Below are 14388 nucleotides of genomic sequence, written 5' to 3' on the forward strand. Positions count from 1 at the left end.
GGGGTGATCACGTTGACGGGAGCCGTTAAGTGAGGTCGCTTGTAGGTCAGAATACCCCCTCTATGTCGAGGCGCAATGCAGATTAGTGGTGGAGTCTGGAATGTCTTCGAAGCTTGGAATTCAAAACAGTGTTGTTGATGAAGTATCCCCGCAAGAGGCGTGGGCCGGGTTGAAAACGCAAGGCAGCGCCGTGGTCGTCGACGTCCGTTCGCGGCCCGAATGGTCCTTTTCCGGCAAGCCGGATCTGACCTCGATCGACCGCCGCCTTTTGTGTGTGGAGTGGAAGATTTGGCCGCAGATGGCCCCGAACCTCGGGTTTCTGTCCGATCTGGAAGAAATGCTTATCGGGGAAATGCCCGAACGCTTTTTCTTTCTGTGCCGCACCGGTGATCGGTCATTCATGGCGGTGCAGGAGTTTTCGCGGCAGATGCAGTCTCGCGGGATAAACCTGCATTGCACCAATATTCGCAGCGGGTTCGAGGGTGAGAAAGACGAGAGCGGCCATCGCGGCAAGATCAGCGGATGGAAGGCGGAGGGTCTGCCGTGGATGCAGGACTAGCGGCGAGCGGTTGGATGCCGCGTCACTGACGTGGGGCGTCCATGTCGGGCGGCCTTCCTGGGAGCGCGAGGCCGCTGCGTTCCGCCGTGTCCGGTATCATTGACCCAGGTCAACGAACGCAAAGCGGATGAACGTTAGCCATCCTGCGTTCCTTGGGAAAACGCGATGACCTCAGACAAGACAGGCCGGATCGTTTGGCACGATCTGTTCACCGACAATCCGCTCCGGTCCCGATCATTCTATGAGAAGGTTGCCGGCTGGCACTATGTGATCGAACACGCAACGGATTTCGCCTGGGGCGGGGGTGAGAGAGACTTCATTCTGGCGCTTTGCAGTGATGAGGCCGGGGCCGGATTCGTGCAGAACGATAGCGCGCAATTCCACGGCTGGATTCCTTATGTCGAAGTGCAGGATGTCGATTCAGCCGCCGAGACGGCCGTTGGCCTGGGTGGCATTGTCGAGAAAGCCCCGTTCGAGGTTCCGGGTGTGGGGCGCAACTGCCTCTTGCGCGATCCGAACGGAGCTCTTGCCGGTATTTCCCTGTCCCGGCACGGCTTTCCTGCGCCGAAAAGACAGTTCGGCACTGAAGCCTATCACGTGCGGGTGGGCGAATATCCCGAGGAGTTTTATCGCACTCTGTTCGAATGGAGCATCCTGCCATCAGAATGTGCGGAGAAAGCCACCCAGTCGATCAGCCGTGCGGGACTGCAGGTTGGGTTTCGATCCGCGGTTGAATGTCAATTCGATCAGAACGCGTCATGGATCCCCAGCATCCGCGTTGAGCAGCTTTCCGACGCGCTGCACCGGGTGCGAGAGATGGACGGGTCCGTCATCTGGCAAAGCGAAGACGTGTCGAGCGAAAACGGCAATGCTTTGGTCAGGGATTCAAACGGCGTTCTTTCGTATCTCGTCGCGAAGTGACGATCTGCTGATTGGAGGTCCCGGTTGAAGCCGGTTCTTGCGAGAGAAGCGCACGCCGCAATCGATCCGGGCGAACTGACCTCTGCGTCCCCTCCGATCCGTTGACTTGAACGCCGCCGTAGCGCTCAGGGCGTGGCTGTAAGCTTTGAGTGGAATTACGGGGTGCCCGGGAACAGGGACGTCCCAAAGAGAAAAACCGCCATCATGAGAGCTATGTAACAGGCCAGGATGGCCAACCCCATGCCGAATACTATCCGCGGGTGCGCGTGAAGTTTGAGGAGTCTTCCAACGATGTTTCTGGTTATCGTTGCGGACAGGCTTGCGAGTGAAAACGCAAGGATGGTCAGGACGACCGCAACGACCGCTGCCAGAAACCGAACCCACTGATTTCCAATTGGAAAGGCCCAAAGAACACCTCCGATCAGCGTGAGGACAAAACCCCGGGCAAGCCAGATTCCGACCGCTCGGGCCTCTGCCTTTTCGTCTGGATCCTTGATCTCCATAGCTTGACCTATCAAGGATTCGAGGTTTCCCAAAGTCGGCTCTGGTTTAACCCTCAACTCGGCGCACCGCAGCTTGGGGGGCCTGTTCACCGCCCCGCCAGCGACAGCGGCATATGGCGGTTCACGTCCTTGTAGAGCAGGTAGCGGAACCGGCCCGGGCCGCCCGCGTAGCAGGCCTGCGGGCAGAAGGCGCGGAGCCACATGTAGTCGCCGGCCTCGACCTCGACCCAGTCCTGATTGAGGCGGTAGACGGCCTTGCCTTCGAGCACGTAGAGCCCGTGTTCCATCACGTGGGTCTCGGCAAAGGGGATCACGCCGCCGGGCTCGAAGGTGACGATGTTGACATGCATGTCGTGGCGCAGGTCTTCGGGATCGGCAAAGCGGGTGGTGGCCCAGCGGCCCTCGGTGCCGGGCATCGGGATGGGGGCGACGTCGCGTTCGTTGGTGATGATCGGGTCGGGGGCGGCCAGGCCGGGCACCGCCTCATAGGCCTTGCGGATCCAGTGGAAGCGGGCCACGGGACCGGCGCGGTTGTGCAGGCTCCAGTCGCTGCCCGCCGGGATATAGGCGTAGCCGCCGGGTTCCAGCACATGGTCCGCACCGCCAAGGGTCAGGGTCACCGCGCCCTCGACGACGAACAGCACGCCCTCGGCGGCCGGGTCGGTCTCGGGGCGGTCGCTGCCGCCGCCGGGCTGCACCTCCATGATATATTGCGAAAACGTCTCGGCAAATCCGCTGAGCGGGCGCGACAGCACCCAGAGCCGGGTGCCGGCCCAGAAGGGCAGGGCGCTGGTCACGATATCGCGCATGGTTCCCTTGGGGATCACCGCATAGCCTTCTGTGAACATGGCGCGGTCGGTCAGCAGTTGGTCCTGCCCCGGATGCCCGCCGGTGGGCGCGAAATAGGTCGGATGTGCCATCGGATGCCTCTTGTCGTTTCCGGGGCACTATGGGGGCAAAGGCGGGGCGGTCCTAGCGGCGAGGCCCGGATAGGTTTGTTCGGGATAATTTGAAGATTGCGGTGCGGGGCTTGGATAAGCCGGGGCAGGCAGTATAACCTTGACGGTAAATGGATTTCAGATGGGTGAGGCAGTCATGAAAAGGTTGATAACTGCGGTTTTGGCGGCGTCGGCACTGGCCGGGGCCGCTGTTATGGCCGAGGCCAAGCCGTTGTCGCGAATCATCGCGGAAATGGGGTTGAGCCCGGCGGATTTCGAGATGGTGAACGCGGCTTCGAATTCGCTGTTTGCCGACGGAGCGCCGAGTGCGGGCCAGGAGGCGGAGTGGCAGAACGAGGCGACCGGCGCCAAGGGCACGGTGCGGGTGCGTGAGATGCGGGACAATTGCGCCCATCTTCAGCACTTTATCCTGCCCAAAGGGGCCGACGCCTCGAACCAGGTGCGCACCCGCCGGTGCCGGGATGCCAGCGGCAATTGGGTGCTGACGCCCTGAGCCTGCGGTACAGGGGGCGGGACCGGAACGTGTGGCCCGCTGCCGCTGAACACAAAAGATCAATGCGAAGTCCAAGGGGAAGAGGGACATGAAGTATACCGAGGAACACGAATGGCTGGTGGCCGATGGCGATGTGGTGACTGTGGGGATCACCGCCCATGCCGCCGAGCAATTGGGCGATGTGGTGTTCGTGGAACTGCCGGATGTGGGCGACGAGGTCAGCAAGGATGACGAGATCGTGGTGATCGAGTCGGTCAAGGCGGCCTCGGACATTCTGGCGCCGCTCGACGGGGAGATCGTCGAGGTGAACGAGGTGCTGGTCGACAACCCCGGCATGGTCAATGAAGACCCGACGGGGGATGCGTGGTTCTTCAAGGTCAAGGCCTCGGACCTGTCGCAGATGGACGACTACATGGACGAGGCCGGGTACAACGATTTCATCGGCTGAGTTTTGATGAAGCGGCCGCTGCCGGGCATGGCGGCGGCCTGCCGTTTTCGGGTGGGCGGCATTGAGTGACCACTGCCCCTGCTTCCCGCATTATTTACCCTGTTTCCGGCCGTCCCGTGGTAGAATTGACGGGCAACAGGGAGATTGACCATGGACGGGAATCCTCGCACCGGGCGCCGGAAATCGGCGAGCGACTTTGACCAGCGCATTCTGGAAATCTTTGACGGCTATGTGCATGGAACATTGTCCAAACGGGAATTCATCACGCAGGCAGGGCGGTATGCTGCTGCCGGGGTGACAGGGGCGATGCTGCTGGAGCAGTTGCAGCCCGATTATGCGCTGGCCCAGCAGGTGGCGCCGGACGATCCCGAAATCGAAACGGAAATCGCCGAGTTCGACAGCCCGAACGGGCATGGGCAGATCAAGGGGCTGATGGCTCGGCCCGCGGGGCAGACCGGACCGCTGCCCGCCATACTCGTGGTGCACGAGAACCGGGGGCTGAACCCCTATATCGAGGACGTCGTCCGCCGCTGCGCCAAGGCCGGGTATCTGGCCTTTGGGCCGGACGGGCTGACGCCGCTTGGCGGGTATCCCGGCACCGACGATGAAGGCCGCGCGATGCAGAAAACGCTGGATGGCGGCAAGCTGATGGAGGATTTCTTTACCGCGTTCGAATTCCTGCGCGACCATGACGGGTCGACCGGCAAGGTCGGGGCGGTCGGGTTCTGCTATGGCGGCGGGGTCTGCAACGCGTTGGCGGTCGCCTATCCCGATCTCGCCGGTTCGGTGCCATTCTACGGTCGGCAACCGGTGGCCGAAGATGTGCCGTCAATCGAGGCGCCGCTGATGATCCACTATGCCGGGCTGGACGACCGCATCAATGCGGGCTGGCCCGCCTATTCCGAGGCGCTGAAGGCAAACCAGAAAGCGTTCTCGGTACATTTCTATCCCGAGGTGAACCACGGGTTCCACAACGACACCACGCCCCGCTATGACGCGGCGGCGGCGGAACTCGCCTGGGCCCGGACGATGGATTTCTTCGGCCGTCACCTGAGCTGAGGGATCAGTACCCGCGCGCGCGGTCGACCTCGTGCAGCAGCGGCTCGCCTGCGGTCAGCCGGCGGTAGTTCTCGGCCACGTCTTTGAGCGCGTCGCCCAGATGCCAGCCCGAGACATGCGGGGTGATGGTGACCTGCGGGTGCGACCAGAGCGGGTTGTCGGCGGGCAGCGGCTCCTGGCTGACCACGTCGAGCACCGCATGGCCCGGTGTCCCGGCATCGAGCGCCTGCATCAGTGCCGTTTCGTCGATCAGATCGCCGCGGCCCGCGTTCAACAACTGGTTGCCCGGTTTCATGGCCGAGAGCAGGTTCGCGTTGAACAGGCCCACGGTTTCCGGGGTGGACGGCAGGATCGCACAGACATGATCGCATGCGCCCAGCAGGTCCGGCAGGCTGTCGTAACCGTGGCGGCAGTCAACGCCGTCAATGTCCTTGGGGGATCGGCTCCAGCCCTTCACCTGAAACCCGATATCCCGTAGCATTCGCGCGGTGCGGCCGCCGATATGGCCCAACCCAAGAACGCCAATCACCGTGTCGGGGGTGTAGCGCGGCTCGACCGGGGTCCAGGTTGATGTCGCCTGTTCAGCCTCGTGAACCGGCATGTTGCGGTGGGCGCGCAGGATGTAGGCGAGGAACCATTCGGCAATCTCGCGCGCCGGGGCATCGGGTTTCAGCCGCGCGACCCGGACATGGTCGGGCAGGGCCGGATGCTTCACGATGGTCTCGACGCCTGCCCCCAGCTTTTGCACCAGTTGCAGGTTCGGCAGCTTCGCGGGTTGGCCGTCGCGCAGCGTGACCACCGCGACCATGGTGATCTCATCCACGTTGCCAAGCGTATCCGGTGTGCGCACATCCGCACCGGGCAGTTGCGTGCGCACCTGACCCGCGATCTCTGCGTCGGTCATCCATCCCGACAGCCCGCCATCGATCAGTAATGCCACTGGACCCTCCCTCATATTCCCTGCGTTACGTTCCGTCACGCAACTGGACTTTACCGGCGCAGCTAAGTCATCCTTTTGCCCAAGGTAAAGCCCTGTTCGGCGGGCAAGGGAGACGTTTTCATGAACATGACTTTCGGAATGCGGGACGAGAACCGCAAATTGCTCGACCGGGTGGCCGCGATGGTGCGGGATGAGATCATGCCGTTGGAGGAGGAATACCAGGCCGAGATCGGCAAGGGGGACCGCTGGCAATATACCGAGCGGCAGACGGAGATCCTTGAGGGGTTGAAGGCGAGGGCCAAGGCGCAGGGGCTGTGGAATTTCTGGCTGACCGACAGCGACAAGGGGTTCGGGCTGACGACGGTCGAGTACGCCTATTTCGCCGAAGAGATGGGCAAGACGCCGCTGGGGGCCGAGGTCTTCAACTGCTCGGCGCCCGATACCGGCAATATGGAAGTATTCGAACGCTACGGCTCGGAGAAGATGAAGGACGAGTGGTTGAAGCCGCTTCTGGAGGGTCAGATCCGCTCGGCCTATTTGATGACCGAACCGGATGTGGCCAGCTCGGACGCCACCAATATCTCGATGTCCTGTGTGCGGGACGGGGATGAGTATGTTCTGAATGGTGAGAAATGGTGGTCGTCCGGCGCGGGTGATCCGCGCTGCAAGGTCTATATCGTGATGGTCAAGACGGGCGGCGAGGAGCTGCCCAAGCACAAGCGCCAGTCGATGATCGTGGTGCCCGCCGATACTCCGGGCATCGAGGTGCTGCGCCCGATGGAGGTTTATGGCCACGACGACGCCCCGCACGGGCACATGCATATCCGGTTCACGGATGTGCGCGTGCCTGCTGAGAACATCCTGCTGGGCGAGGGGCGCGGGTTCGAGATCGCGCAGGGGCGTCTGGGGCCGGGGCGCATCCATCATTGCATGCGCGCCATCGGTCAGGCCGAGATCGCGCTGGAACGCATGTGCAAACGCGCGATGCAGCGCGAGGCGTTCGGTAAGAAGCTGGCGCAGTTGGGGGCGAATTACGACATCATCGCCGAGTGCCGGATGGAGATCGAGATGGCCCGCCTGCTGTGCCTCAAGGCCGCGTGGTACATGGATCAGGGCGATGCGCGGGCAGCAGCGCCCTGGATCAGCCAGATCAAGGTGGTGGCGCCGCGCGTGGCGCTGAAGGTCATCGACGAGGCGGTGCAGATGTTCGGCGGGCAGGGTGTCAGTCAGGACACGCCGCTGGCCATCGCCTGGACCCATGTGCGCACGTTGCGGCTGGCCGATGGGCCCGATGCGGTGCACCGCCGTCAGGTGGCCCGGGCCGAGTTGAAGAAACACACGCAGGAGAAGGTCTGAGGCGCATGACCGGGCTGGCCTATTTCACCGAAACCCGGGACGGGCTGTTTCTGGGCAACGATCCGGCGCGGGGCCCGTGGTCTGTGGATCATTGCCATGCCGGGCCGGTGACTGGTCTTGTGGCGCGTGCGGCCGAGGCCGCTGTTGGCCCCGACAAGATGTTGACCCGGCTGACGTTGGATGTGCTGCGCCCGCTACCTCTGGCCGGGCTGCGGGTCAGGTCCGAGACCGTCCGCAACACAAGGACGCTGGCCACCACGAAGGTTGAGGTGCATGACCTCGACGGGACCTTATGCATCGCCGCAACCTCGATGCATCTGACTCGCAAGGAGCTGGGCGAGGTGCCGACCGCGCCGGTGACGCCTCTGCGGTTCGAGGATGCCGAACAGGGTGAGACACTGCTGATCGGCAGCCTGCATGACAAACCGGCCTTCGGGAACTTCATTGAGATGGCCTATCCCAAGGGGCAGGAGCTGAAACCCGGCCCCAAGACCATCTGGATGCGGGTGCCGCCCCTGCTGGCCGATGAGGTGCCGTCCCCGATCCAGTCCATGTGCGCGCTGGCCGATTGCGGCAACGGGATCTCGTGGAACGAGCCGCCCACGCGGCTGGGCTTCATGAACACCGACCTGACGCTGCAGGTGCATCGTGAGCCGGAAAGCAATTGGCTGGCGTCGGAATCGGCGTCGCATTGGCACGGCACCGGGGTGGGGATGTCGCAGTCGATCCTGCATGACACCAGAGGGCCGGTGGCCACCGCCCTGCAGACGCTGGTTCTGCATCCGCTCAAGCGCTAGATGACCCGGCGCAAGGGTCTGTGGACCGGCGGGATTCTGCGGCCAATACTCCGGTTGCGATTGCCGATCCGGATTGCGCGGCTTATCTTCACCCCATGCGCATCTTGCCCATCCTCGCGACCTGTTGCCTGCCCCTCTCGGCCGTGGCCCACCCGCATGTCTTCATCGACACCGGGTTCGAGCTGATCTTCGACGATGAGGCCCGGCTGACCCATGTTCGGGTGACTTGGGCCTATGACGAGTTCTACTCGCTGCTGATCCTCGAAGACATGGGGCTCGACCAGGACGGCGACGGGGTTCTGACCGGGGAGGAGGTCAAGGCTCTCGCCGGGTTCGATGCGCAATGGGTCGAGGGCTATGACGGCGATCTGGTGGTCGCGAATGAAGGCCTGCGCGTGCCGCTCTCGGGCCCGCAGGAGCCGACCGCCACCGTCGAAGCGGGCCGGATCGTGACGACGCATCTGCGGGAGGTGACGGCGGAGCCGGTCATCGCCAGCGACCTGTCGGTCAAGGCCTATGACGAGAGCTATTACACGGCCTATGAGGTCGCCCGCCCGGTCGTCGTGTCGGGGCCGGTGTCCTGCGCGCTGGAACGGATCGAGCCGGATATCGACGCGCGTCTGGCCGAGATGCAGGCCTTTCTGCTGACGATCGACGCCAATGCCGACTTGGAAGAGAACGACATTCCCCTGATCGGCGTCGAATTCGCCACCGAGATCCGCATTTCATGTCCCGGTTCCTGATCGTTCCGGTCGCGCTGGCTTTTACCCTGTTGCTTTGGCTGTGGGCCAGCGGCGGGTTCGATCAACTGGCACTTTGGGCCGCAGGCGAGCAGCGCGAGTTCCAGAACCAGATCGCCCGCGCCCTGCGTGCGGTGCGGGCCGGGCAGCCCGAGGCGGTGGCGCTGTTGATGTCGGTCTGTTTCGCCTACGGGTTCTTTCATGCCATCGGGCCGGGCCACGGCAAGGTGCTGATCGGCGGCTACGGGCTGGGGCGGCGGGTGCCGTTTCTGCGCCTGACGCTGATCAGCCTGCTGTCCAGCCTCGGCCAGGCGGTAACGGCGGTGGTGCTGGTTTATGCGGGTGTTCTGATCTTTGAGCTGTCCCGCGCCCGGCTGGTGGAGACAACCGAGCAGGTGATGGCGCCGGTCAGCTACGGCGCAATCGCGGCCATCGGCATCTGGCTGATGGTCCGGGCGCTGCGCGGGTTCGCGGCGCGGACCGATAGCCCCGATCATGCCGAGGTCTGCTCAAGCTGCGGACACGCCCATGGGCCGGCGCCGGAGGATGTTGCGCGGGTAAGCTCGGTGCGCGAGGCGGTCGTGCTGATCGCCAGCATCGCGGCGCGGCCCTGTACTGGGGCCCTGTTCGTGTTGATCCTCACCTGGCAGATGGGGATCGCCCTGATCGGGGTCGCGGGCGCTTTTGCGATGGCGCTGGGCACCGCAACCGTCACTACGCTGGTGGGGTGGACGTCTCTGGGGCTGCGCGGCGGGCTGTTTGCCTCGGCCTCGGCGGCGCGCTACGCGGTCATTCTGGCCCCGGCGATCGAACTTCTGGCCGGGCTGCTGATTGCGGTCATTGCAACGGGGCTGTTGCTGCGGGCATTCTGATCAGTTGAATACCGGTTCCGGATACCCCACCCGCGCCAGATAGAGGCCTTGCGGCGGGCAGACCGGACCGCAGGCGGCGCGATCCGCCGCTTGCAGCGCGTCCCGGACATCATCCGGCGTCCAGGCGCCTGCGCCGACCCGTTCGAGCGTGCCGACAAAGCTGCGCACCTGATTGTGCAGGAAGGACCGGGCGCGGACGTGGAAGTGGATCTCGGGGCCCGAGAAGCCCGCCACCTCCTCCACCCGCAACTCGTCCAGCGTCTTGACCGGGCTCGCGGCCTGACAGATGGACGAGCGGAAGGTGGTGAAATCATGCCGTCCGATCAGTGTGTCGGCGGCCTGTTGCATCGCTGCCGCGTCCAGGCGGTGACTGATCCGCCAGACCTGACCCTGATCGTGGGTCGCGGGCGCCCGGCGCATCAGGATGCGGAACAGGTATTGACGCTCGACCGCCGAAAACCGCGCGTGCCAGTCCTCGGCGACCTGCGCCGCCGCGACGATGGCCACCGGCTGCGGTTTCAGGTGATAGTTCAGTGCTTCGGACAGGCGGAACGGGTCCCAGTCCTTGGCCAGATCGCAATGGGCCACCTGACCCAGCGCATGCACGCCCGCATCGGTCCGCCCCGCCGCCGCGATTGTGTGGGCCCCGGGTTCGAGGCGCGCCAGCGCATCCTCGATGGCGCCCTGAACCGACGGCAGATCCTTCTGCCGTTGCCAGCCCGCGAAGGGCGCCCCCTGATATTCGACTTTCAACGCATAACGTGGCATGGCGGCGCTGGTATCGCGTGGCTGCCTGCAAGTCCAGCGCTGGAAGGGGGCGCTGCCCCCGCCGCGGCAAGCCGCGACTCCCCCGGGATTTTTGTTAAACAGAAGAAGAAGGGCAGAACGCACCTTGCTTCTTCTGTTCACAAATATCCCGGAGCGCGAGGCAGAGCCTCGCAAAAAGCCGGTGCAGCCGCGTCAGGTGCGGGGAGGCTGGCAAGTTCTTTGGCCGCTGCCTATCTTGGGGCAAACGATCAGGGGCAGCAGTTTGGTCATATCCTCCATCGCCGACACATTGGTGCGCAGCGCCGAAAGCGTGGGCGACACGATTTCCGGGACATTCTTTGAGCCCGTGATCCGTCTTGGTGTCACCGGTCTGGCGCGATCCGGCAAGACGGTGTTCATAACCTCTCTGGTGGCCAATCTGCTTGATCGGGGGCGGATGCCAGGACTGGTTGCGGCGCAGGAGGGGCGGATCGAGGCCGCGTATCTTCAACCTCAGCCCGACGACACGGTGCCGCGTTTCGATTACGAGGCGCATCTGGGGGCGCTGACCGGGACCGCGCCGCATTGGCCCGACAGCACTCGCGCGGTGTCGGAGCTGCGCCTGTCGCTCAGGGTGCGGCCTTCGGGCCTGCTGAGCGGGTTGCAGGGGCCGCGAACGGTCCATCTGGATATCGTGGATTATCCGGGGGAGTGGCTGCTGGATCTGGCCCTGCTCGATAAGAGCTATGACAATTGGTCGAAGGAAACGCTTGAGCGGATTGCCGGGCGCGAGACGGCGCAGGAATTCATGGGCCGGGTTCGCGAGGTGGACCCGACCGCCTCGCATGACGAGGTGCTGGCTCAGGATCTGGCGAAAAGTTTTGCCGCTTACCTTAAGGCCGCCAGGGCGCGGGGCTATTACGACTGCACCCCGGGCCGGTTCCTGCTGCCCGGCGATCTGGCCGGGTCGCCCGCGCTGACCTTTGCACCGATCCCGGTCGAGGCGCCCTCGCGCCGCCGCACGCTGCACCGCGAGATGGAGCGGCGGTTCGAGGCCTATAAGTCGCGCGTCGTCAAACCGTTCTTCCGCGACCACTTCTCGCGCATCGACCGGCAGGTGGTGCTGGTGGACGCGCTGGGGGCGATCCACAAGGGGCCGAAGGCGGTCGAGGATATGCGCCGGGCGATGGTCGATATCCTTGCGGCGTTTCGCCCGGGGCGGAATGCGTGGCTGAGCCAGCTGTTACTGGGCAAGCGGGTCGAGAAGATCCTGTTTGCCGCCACCAAGGCCGATCATCTGCACCACCTGCAGCATCCCCGCCTGACCGCGATCATGGAGGCGCTGACCCGCGAGGCCCGCGACCGGGCCCGCTTTGCCGGGGCCGAGACGGCGGCGCTGTCTCTGGCGGCTTTGCGCGCCACGACCGAAGAGATTCGCGCTCATGACGGGCAGGACCTGCCCTGTGTGCGGGGCAGCCTGTTGGAGAGCGGGAAGCAGGCGGCATTTTACCCCGGAGCCCTGCCCGAGGACCCGTCGCACCTGCTTGGGCCTGCGCGGGATGGGGCCGAGGGGTGGCTGGATGCGGATTACGGCTTCATGGCCTTTGCGCCTGCGTCGTTGACCCTTGCCCCCGGCGATGGCCCGCCGCATATCCGGCTGGACCGGGCCGCCCAGTTTCTGATCGGAGACCGGCTGTGAGCGTCCTGTTGCGCCCCGCCCGCAGCCTGGATGCCGGTGCCACCGGAGAGATTCTGTACGCCTTCACCCGCGACAATGACTGGATGCCCAAGCTCTATTCGCGGGCCGAGACCATCGCCTTTTGCGGCACGATGATCGATCGGGGATGGGTGACGGTGGCCGAAAATGGCACGGGTGTCGCCGGGTTTCTGGCGCGCGACGGCGAACATGTCTGCGCGCTGTATCTGGCGGGCCGGGCGCAGAGGCGCGGGATTGGCAAACGCCTCTTGGATGAGGCCAAGGCCGGGCGTGACCTCCTCCGGCTGCATACCTTTGCGGCCAACACCGGCGCGCGGCGCTTCTATCTGCGCGAAGGGTTCCGCGAAGTTGCCCGGGGCGACGGGGCCCAAAATGAAGAAAATCTGCCCGACATTGCCTATGTCTGGCGCAAGGAGGACTGAGGATGGCCAAGGGCCCGGTTCTGATCGACCTCGAAGACGATGACCTGCCAGCCGAAAGCGTGGCCGAGGCGCCGCCGGTGCCCGATGTGGCGCCGCCGCAGGGGCAGGCGATGCAGGCGGCTGCGCGGGTTGTCACCCATCGGCCATCGGCGCTGGCCAAGTGGTTCTGGGGGCTGGCGTTGGCGGTGGTCGGGGCGGCGGTCTCGGTCGCGGCGTGGGATTTCGCCACAGCGCTGGTTGCACGGTCACCGGTCCTGGGGTGGATCGTCACCGGTCTGATCGGTGCTCTGGTGCTGGTCGCGCTGATCATCGCCTTGCGCGAGATTGCCGCCGTTGCGCGCCTGTCGCGGGTGGACGGGTTGCGGCAGGCGGCGGATGAGGCGCTGGCCGCCGAGGATCTGGCGCAGGCGCGTGCCGTCACCGACCGGTTGACCGCCTTCTACAAGGGCCGGGATGAGACCCGCTGGGGCCGCGAGCGGCTGGCCGAGCGGGCGGGCGAGCAATTCGATGCCGCCGCCCTGCTGGCGCTGGCCGAGGGTGAGTTGCTGGCGCCGCTTGACGCAGCCGCCAGCCGCGAGGTCGAGGCGGCGGCACGGCAGGTGGCCACCGTCACCGCACTGGTGCCGCTGGCGCTGGCGGATGTAGTGACGGCGCTGACGGCCTCGCTGCGGATGATCCGCCGGGTGGCGGAAATCTATGGCGGGCGGGCCGGGGTCTTGGGCAGCTGGCGCCTGACCCGGGCGGTGTTCGTGCATCTGGTGGCGACCGGCGCCGTGGCGGTTGGCGATGACCTGCTGGAGCCGGTTCTGGGCGGCTCGATCCTCAGCAAGCTCTCGCGCCGCTTTGGCGAGGGGCTGGTCAACGGAGCGCTCAGCGCCCGTGTCGGCGTGGCGGCGATGGAGGTCTGCCGTCCGCTGCCGTTTTCGAAACGCCACAAGCCGTCGACTCGGGGCATCGTGAAACGGGCGCTGGCCGGGCTGTTTTCCAAGGGTTGATCTGACGCAAGGCCGCTGCCCGCCGCATCGCGCAGGATCGGATGCAGGAGGGCCCAGCCATGACCGATCACGGCCACAGCCAGCAGGAGGTCGCCCGCAGGATCAACGCCCCGCCCGGGCGCGGGGTGCTGCGCGACGTGGTCTATGGCGGTATCGACGGCTCGGTCACGACCTTTGCCATTGTCGCGGGCGTTGCGGGGGCGGGGCTGTCGCCCTTTGTCATCGTGGCGCTGGGGCTGGCCAATGTGCTGGCCGACGGGTTTTCCATGGCGGCGGGGAATTATTCGGGCACCAAGGCCGAGCTGGACAATATCCGCCGCATCCGTGCCATCGAGGAGCGTCACATCGCGCTCTACCCCGAGGGCGAGCGGCGCGAAGTGCGCGAGATCCTGGCGCAGAAGGGGCTCTCGGGCCCGGTTCTGGAGGAAGCGACCGATGCGATCACCGCCAATCGTGAGAACTGGATCGGTTTGATGCTTGAGGGCGAATATGGGCTCGGCAGTGTCGATCCGCGTCCAATTAAGGCGGCGGTGGCGACGTTTCTGGCCTTTCTGGTCGCGGGGATGATCCCTCTGCTGCCGTTTCTGGCGGGGCTCGATGGGGCCTTTGCGATTTCGGTCTGGATGACGGTGGGCGTGTTCTTTGCCATCGGCGCGCTGAAAAGCCGCTGGTCGCTAGCGCCCTGGTGGCGGTCCGGGGGCGAGACACTGGCGATCGGTGGAGCGGCGGCGACCATCGCCTATGCGGTCGGGACGCTGTTTCACCCATGAGCGGCGACGATTGTCGCAGAATTTCCGTCCGGTCTGGTCAGCGGCCCGGTTGCGCGTAGAGTGGCAGCGAATGGGACGGGATACGGGCAA

Annotated in this window: 17 protein-coding genes; 13 read left to right on the plus strand and 4 right to left on the minus strand. The window is 64.9% G+C overall.

Annotated features, from left to right (window positions below):
* Window positions 1-100: 100 nt before the first annotated feature.
* Both AB3N21_RS01495 and AB3N21_RS01500 read left to right on the plus strand, forming a co-directional pair.
* A complete protein-coding gene (locus AB3N21_RS01495; protein ID WP_367933552.1) occupies window positions 101-559 on the plus strand; it encodes a rhodanese-like domain-containing protein in 459 nt (152 codons plus the stop codon).
* Window positions 560-724: 165 nt separating this feature from the next.
* A complete protein-coding gene (locus AB3N21_RS01500) occupies window positions 725-1480 on the plus strand; it encodes a VOC family protein (protein ID WP_367933553.1) in 756 nt (251 codons plus the stop codon).
* Window positions 1481-1635: 155 nt separating this feature from the next.
* Here AB3N21_RS01500 and AB3N21_RS01505 read toward each other — a convergent pair whose 3' ends face one another.
* Both AB3N21_RS01505 and AB3N21_RS01510 read right to left on the minus strand, forming a co-directional pair.
* Window positions 1636-1983, minus strand: coding sequence for a hypothetical protein (locus AB3N21_RS01505; RefSeq protein ID WP_367933554.1), 348 nt, complete (start codon window positions 1981-1983; stop codon window positions 1636-1638).
* 86 nt (window positions 1984-2069) lie between these two features.
* A complete protein-coding gene (locus tag AB3N21_RS01510) occupies window positions 2070-2903 on the minus strand; it encodes a bifunctional allantoicase/(S)-ureidoglycine aminohydrolase (RefSeq protein ID WP_367933555.1) in 834 nt (277 codons plus the stop codon).
* Window positions 2904-3078: 175 nt separating this feature from the next.
* Between AB3N21_RS01510 and AB3N21_RS01515 the strand changes: the two genes are divergently transcribed.
* The 3 genes from AB3N21_RS01515 (at window position 3079) to yghX (ending at window position 4942) form a co-directional block, all read left to right on the plus strand.
* On the plus strand, window positions 3079-3435 hold the full coding sequence (locus AB3N21_RS01515; RefSeq protein WP_367933556.1) for a hypothetical protein: 357 nt from the start codon (window positions 3079-3081) through the stop codon (window positions 3433-3435).
* A gap of 88 nt (window positions 3436-3523) precedes the next feature.
* On the plus strand, window positions 3524-3883 hold the full coding sequence (gene gcvH / locus AB3N21_RS01520; RefSeq protein WP_367933557.1) for a glycine cleavage system protein GcvH: 360 nt from the start codon (window positions 3524-3526) through the stop codon (window positions 3881-3883).
* A gap of 150 nt (window positions 3884-4033) precedes the next feature.
* A complete protein-coding gene (gene yghX / locus AB3N21_RS01525; protein WP_367933558.1) occupies window positions 4034-4942 on the plus strand; it encodes a YghX family hydrolase in 909 nt (302 codons plus the stop codon).
* A 4-nt stretch (window positions 4943-4946) separates the two neighbouring features.
* Here yghX and AB3N21_RS01530 read toward each other — a convergent pair whose 3' ends face one another.
* On the minus strand, window positions 4947-5882 hold the full coding sequence (locus AB3N21_RS01530; protein WP_367933559.1) for a 2-hydroxyacid dehydrogenase: 936 nt from the start codon (window positions 5880-5882) through the stop codon (window positions 4947-4949).
* Window positions 5883-6002: 120 nt separating this feature from the next.
* Here AB3N21_RS01530 and AB3N21_RS01535 point away from each other — a divergent pair, with 120 nt between their 5' ends.
* The 4 genes from AB3N21_RS01535 to AB3N21_RS01550 all read left to right on the plus strand — a co-directional run bounded on the left by AB3N21_RS01535 (window position 6003) and on the right by AB3N21_RS01550 (window position 9647).
* Complete coding sequence (locus tag AB3N21_RS01535) at window positions 6003-7238, plus strand: acyl-CoA dehydrogenase family protein (protein ID WP_367933560.1); 1236 nt, start codon at window positions 6003-6005, stop codon at window positions 7236-7238.
* A gap of 5 nt (window positions 7239-7243) precedes the next feature.
* Window positions 7244-8035: a thioesterase family protein gene (locus tag AB3N21_RS01540; RefSeq protein WP_367933561.1), complete on the plus strand. Its 792-nt coding sequence runs from the start codon at window positions 7244-7246 to the stop codon at window positions 8033-8035.
* 95 nt (window positions 8036-8130) lie between these two features.
* Window positions 8131-8778 (plus strand): DUF1007 family protein, encoded by a 648-nt coding sequence (locus tag AB3N21_RS01545; protein WP_367933562.1) that lies wholly within the window; start codon window positions 8131-8133, stop codon window positions 8776-8778.
* The gene (locus AB3N21_RS01550) at window positions 8763-9647 is read left to right on the plus strand and encodes a nickel/cobalt transporter (protein WP_367933563.1); all 885 of its coding nucleotides are present in this window, start codon (window positions 8763-8765) and stop codon (window positions 9645-9647) included. Before AB3N21_RS01545 ends, AB3N21_RS01550 begins: the two co-directional genes overlap by 16 nt.
* Here AB3N21_RS01550 and truA read toward each other — a convergent pair whose 3' ends face one another.
* Window positions 9648-10415, minus strand: a complete 768-nt coding sequence (truA, locus tag AB3N21_RS01555; RefSeq protein ID WP_367933564.1) for a tRNA pseudouridine(38-40) synthase TruA — start codon at window positions 10413-10415, stop codon at window positions 9648-9650.
* Between the two features lie 262 nt (window positions 10416-10677).
* Here truA and AB3N21_RS01560 point away from each other — a divergent pair, with 262 nt between their 5' ends.
* From AB3N21_RS01560 to AB3N21_RS01575, 4 genes are read left to right on the plus strand one after another with little or no spacing between them, the layout of a single operon-like run.
* Window positions 10678-12093 carry a YcjX family protein gene (locus AB3N21_RS01560; protein WP_367933565.1) on the plus strand — a complete coding sequence of 472 codons (1416 nt, stop codon included), beginning with the start codon at window positions 10678-10680 and terminating at the stop codon, window positions 12091-12093.
* A complete protein-coding gene (locus AB3N21_RS01565) occupies window positions 12090-12533 on the plus strand; it encodes an N-acetyltransferase family protein (RefSeq protein ID WP_367933566.1) in 444 nt (147 codons plus the stop codon). Before AB3N21_RS01560 ends, AB3N21_RS01565 begins: the two co-directional genes overlap by 4 nt.
* Before the next feature lie 2 nt (window positions 12534-12535).
* Complete coding sequence (locus AB3N21_RS01570) at window positions 12536-13528, plus strand: YcjF family protein (protein ID WP_367933567.1); 993 nt, start codon at window positions 12536-12538, stop codon at window positions 13526-13528.
* A gap of 59 nt (window positions 13529-13587) precedes the next feature.
* On the plus strand, window positions 13588-14298 hold the full coding sequence (locus AB3N21_RS01575) for a VIT1/CCC1 transporter family protein (protein WP_367933568.1): 711 nt from the start codon (window positions 13588-13590) through the stop codon (window positions 14296-14298).
* The last annotated feature ends 90 nt before the right edge of the window (window positions 14299-14388 follow it).

It is taken from the genome of Ruegeria sp., assembly GCF_040830605.1.
Lineage (GTDB): Bacteria > Pseudomonadota > Alphaproteobacteria > Rhodobacterales > Rhodobacteraceae > Ruegeria.

Excerpts from the sequence above, each read along its gene's own strand:
- AB3N21_RS01495 (WP_367933552.1), top strand. The coding sequence starts at position 101 with ATGTCTTCGAAGCTTGGAATTCAAAACAGTGTTGTTGATGAAGTATCC.
- AB3N21_RS01500 (WP_367933553.1), top strand. The coding sequence starts at position 725 with ATGACCTCAGACAAGACAGGCCGGATCGTTTGGCACGATCTGTTCACC.
- AB3N21_RS01505 (WP_367933554.1), bottom strand. The coding sequence starts at position 1,983 with ATGGAGATCAAGGATCCAGACGAAAAGGCAGAGGCCCGAGCGGTCGGA.
- AB3N21_RS01510 (WP_367933555.1), bottom strand. The coding sequence starts at position 2,903 with ATGGCACATCCGACCTATTTCGCGCCCACCGGCGGGCATCCGGGGCAG.
- AB3N21_RS01515 (WP_367933556.1), top strand. The coding sequence starts at position 3,079 with ATGAAAAGGTTGATAACTGCGGTTTTGGCGGCGTCGGCACTGGCCGGG.
- gcvH (WP_367933557.1), top strand. The coding sequence starts at position 3,524 with ATGAAGTATACCGAGGAACACGAATGGCTGGTGGCCGATGGCGATGTG.
- yghX (WP_367933558.1), top strand. The coding sequence starts at position 4,034 with ATGGACGGGAATCCTCGCACCGGGCGCCGGAAATCGGCGAGCGACTTT.
- AB3N21_RS01535 (WP_367933560.1), top strand. The coding sequence starts at position 6,003 with ATGAACATGACTTTCGGAATGCGGGACGAGAACCGCAAATTGCTCGAC.
- AB3N21_RS01540 (WP_367933561.1), top strand. The coding sequence starts at position 7,244 with ATGACCGGGCTGGCCTATTTCACCGAAACCCGGGACGGGCTGTTTCTG.
- AB3N21_RS01545 (WP_367933562.1), top strand. The coding sequence starts at position 8,131 with ATGCGCATCTTGCCCATCCTCGCGACCTGTTGCCTGCCCCTCTCGGCC.
- AB3N21_RS01550 (WP_367933563.1), top strand. The coding sequence starts at position 8,763 with ATGTCCCGGTTCCTGATCGTTCCGGTCGCGCTGGCTTTTACCCTGTTG.
- truA (WP_367933564.1), bottom strand. The coding sequence starts at position 10,415 with ATGCCACGTTATGCGTTGAAAGTCGAATATCAGGGGGCGCCCTTCGCG.
- AB3N21_RS01570 (WP_367933567.1), top strand. The coding sequence starts at position 12,536 with ATGGCCAAGGGCCCGGTTCTGATCGACCTCGAAGACGATGACCTGCCA.
- AB3N21_RS01575 (WP_367933568.1), top strand. The coding sequence starts at position 13,588 with ATGACCGATCACGGCCACAGCCAGCAGGAGGTCGCCCGCAGGATCAAC.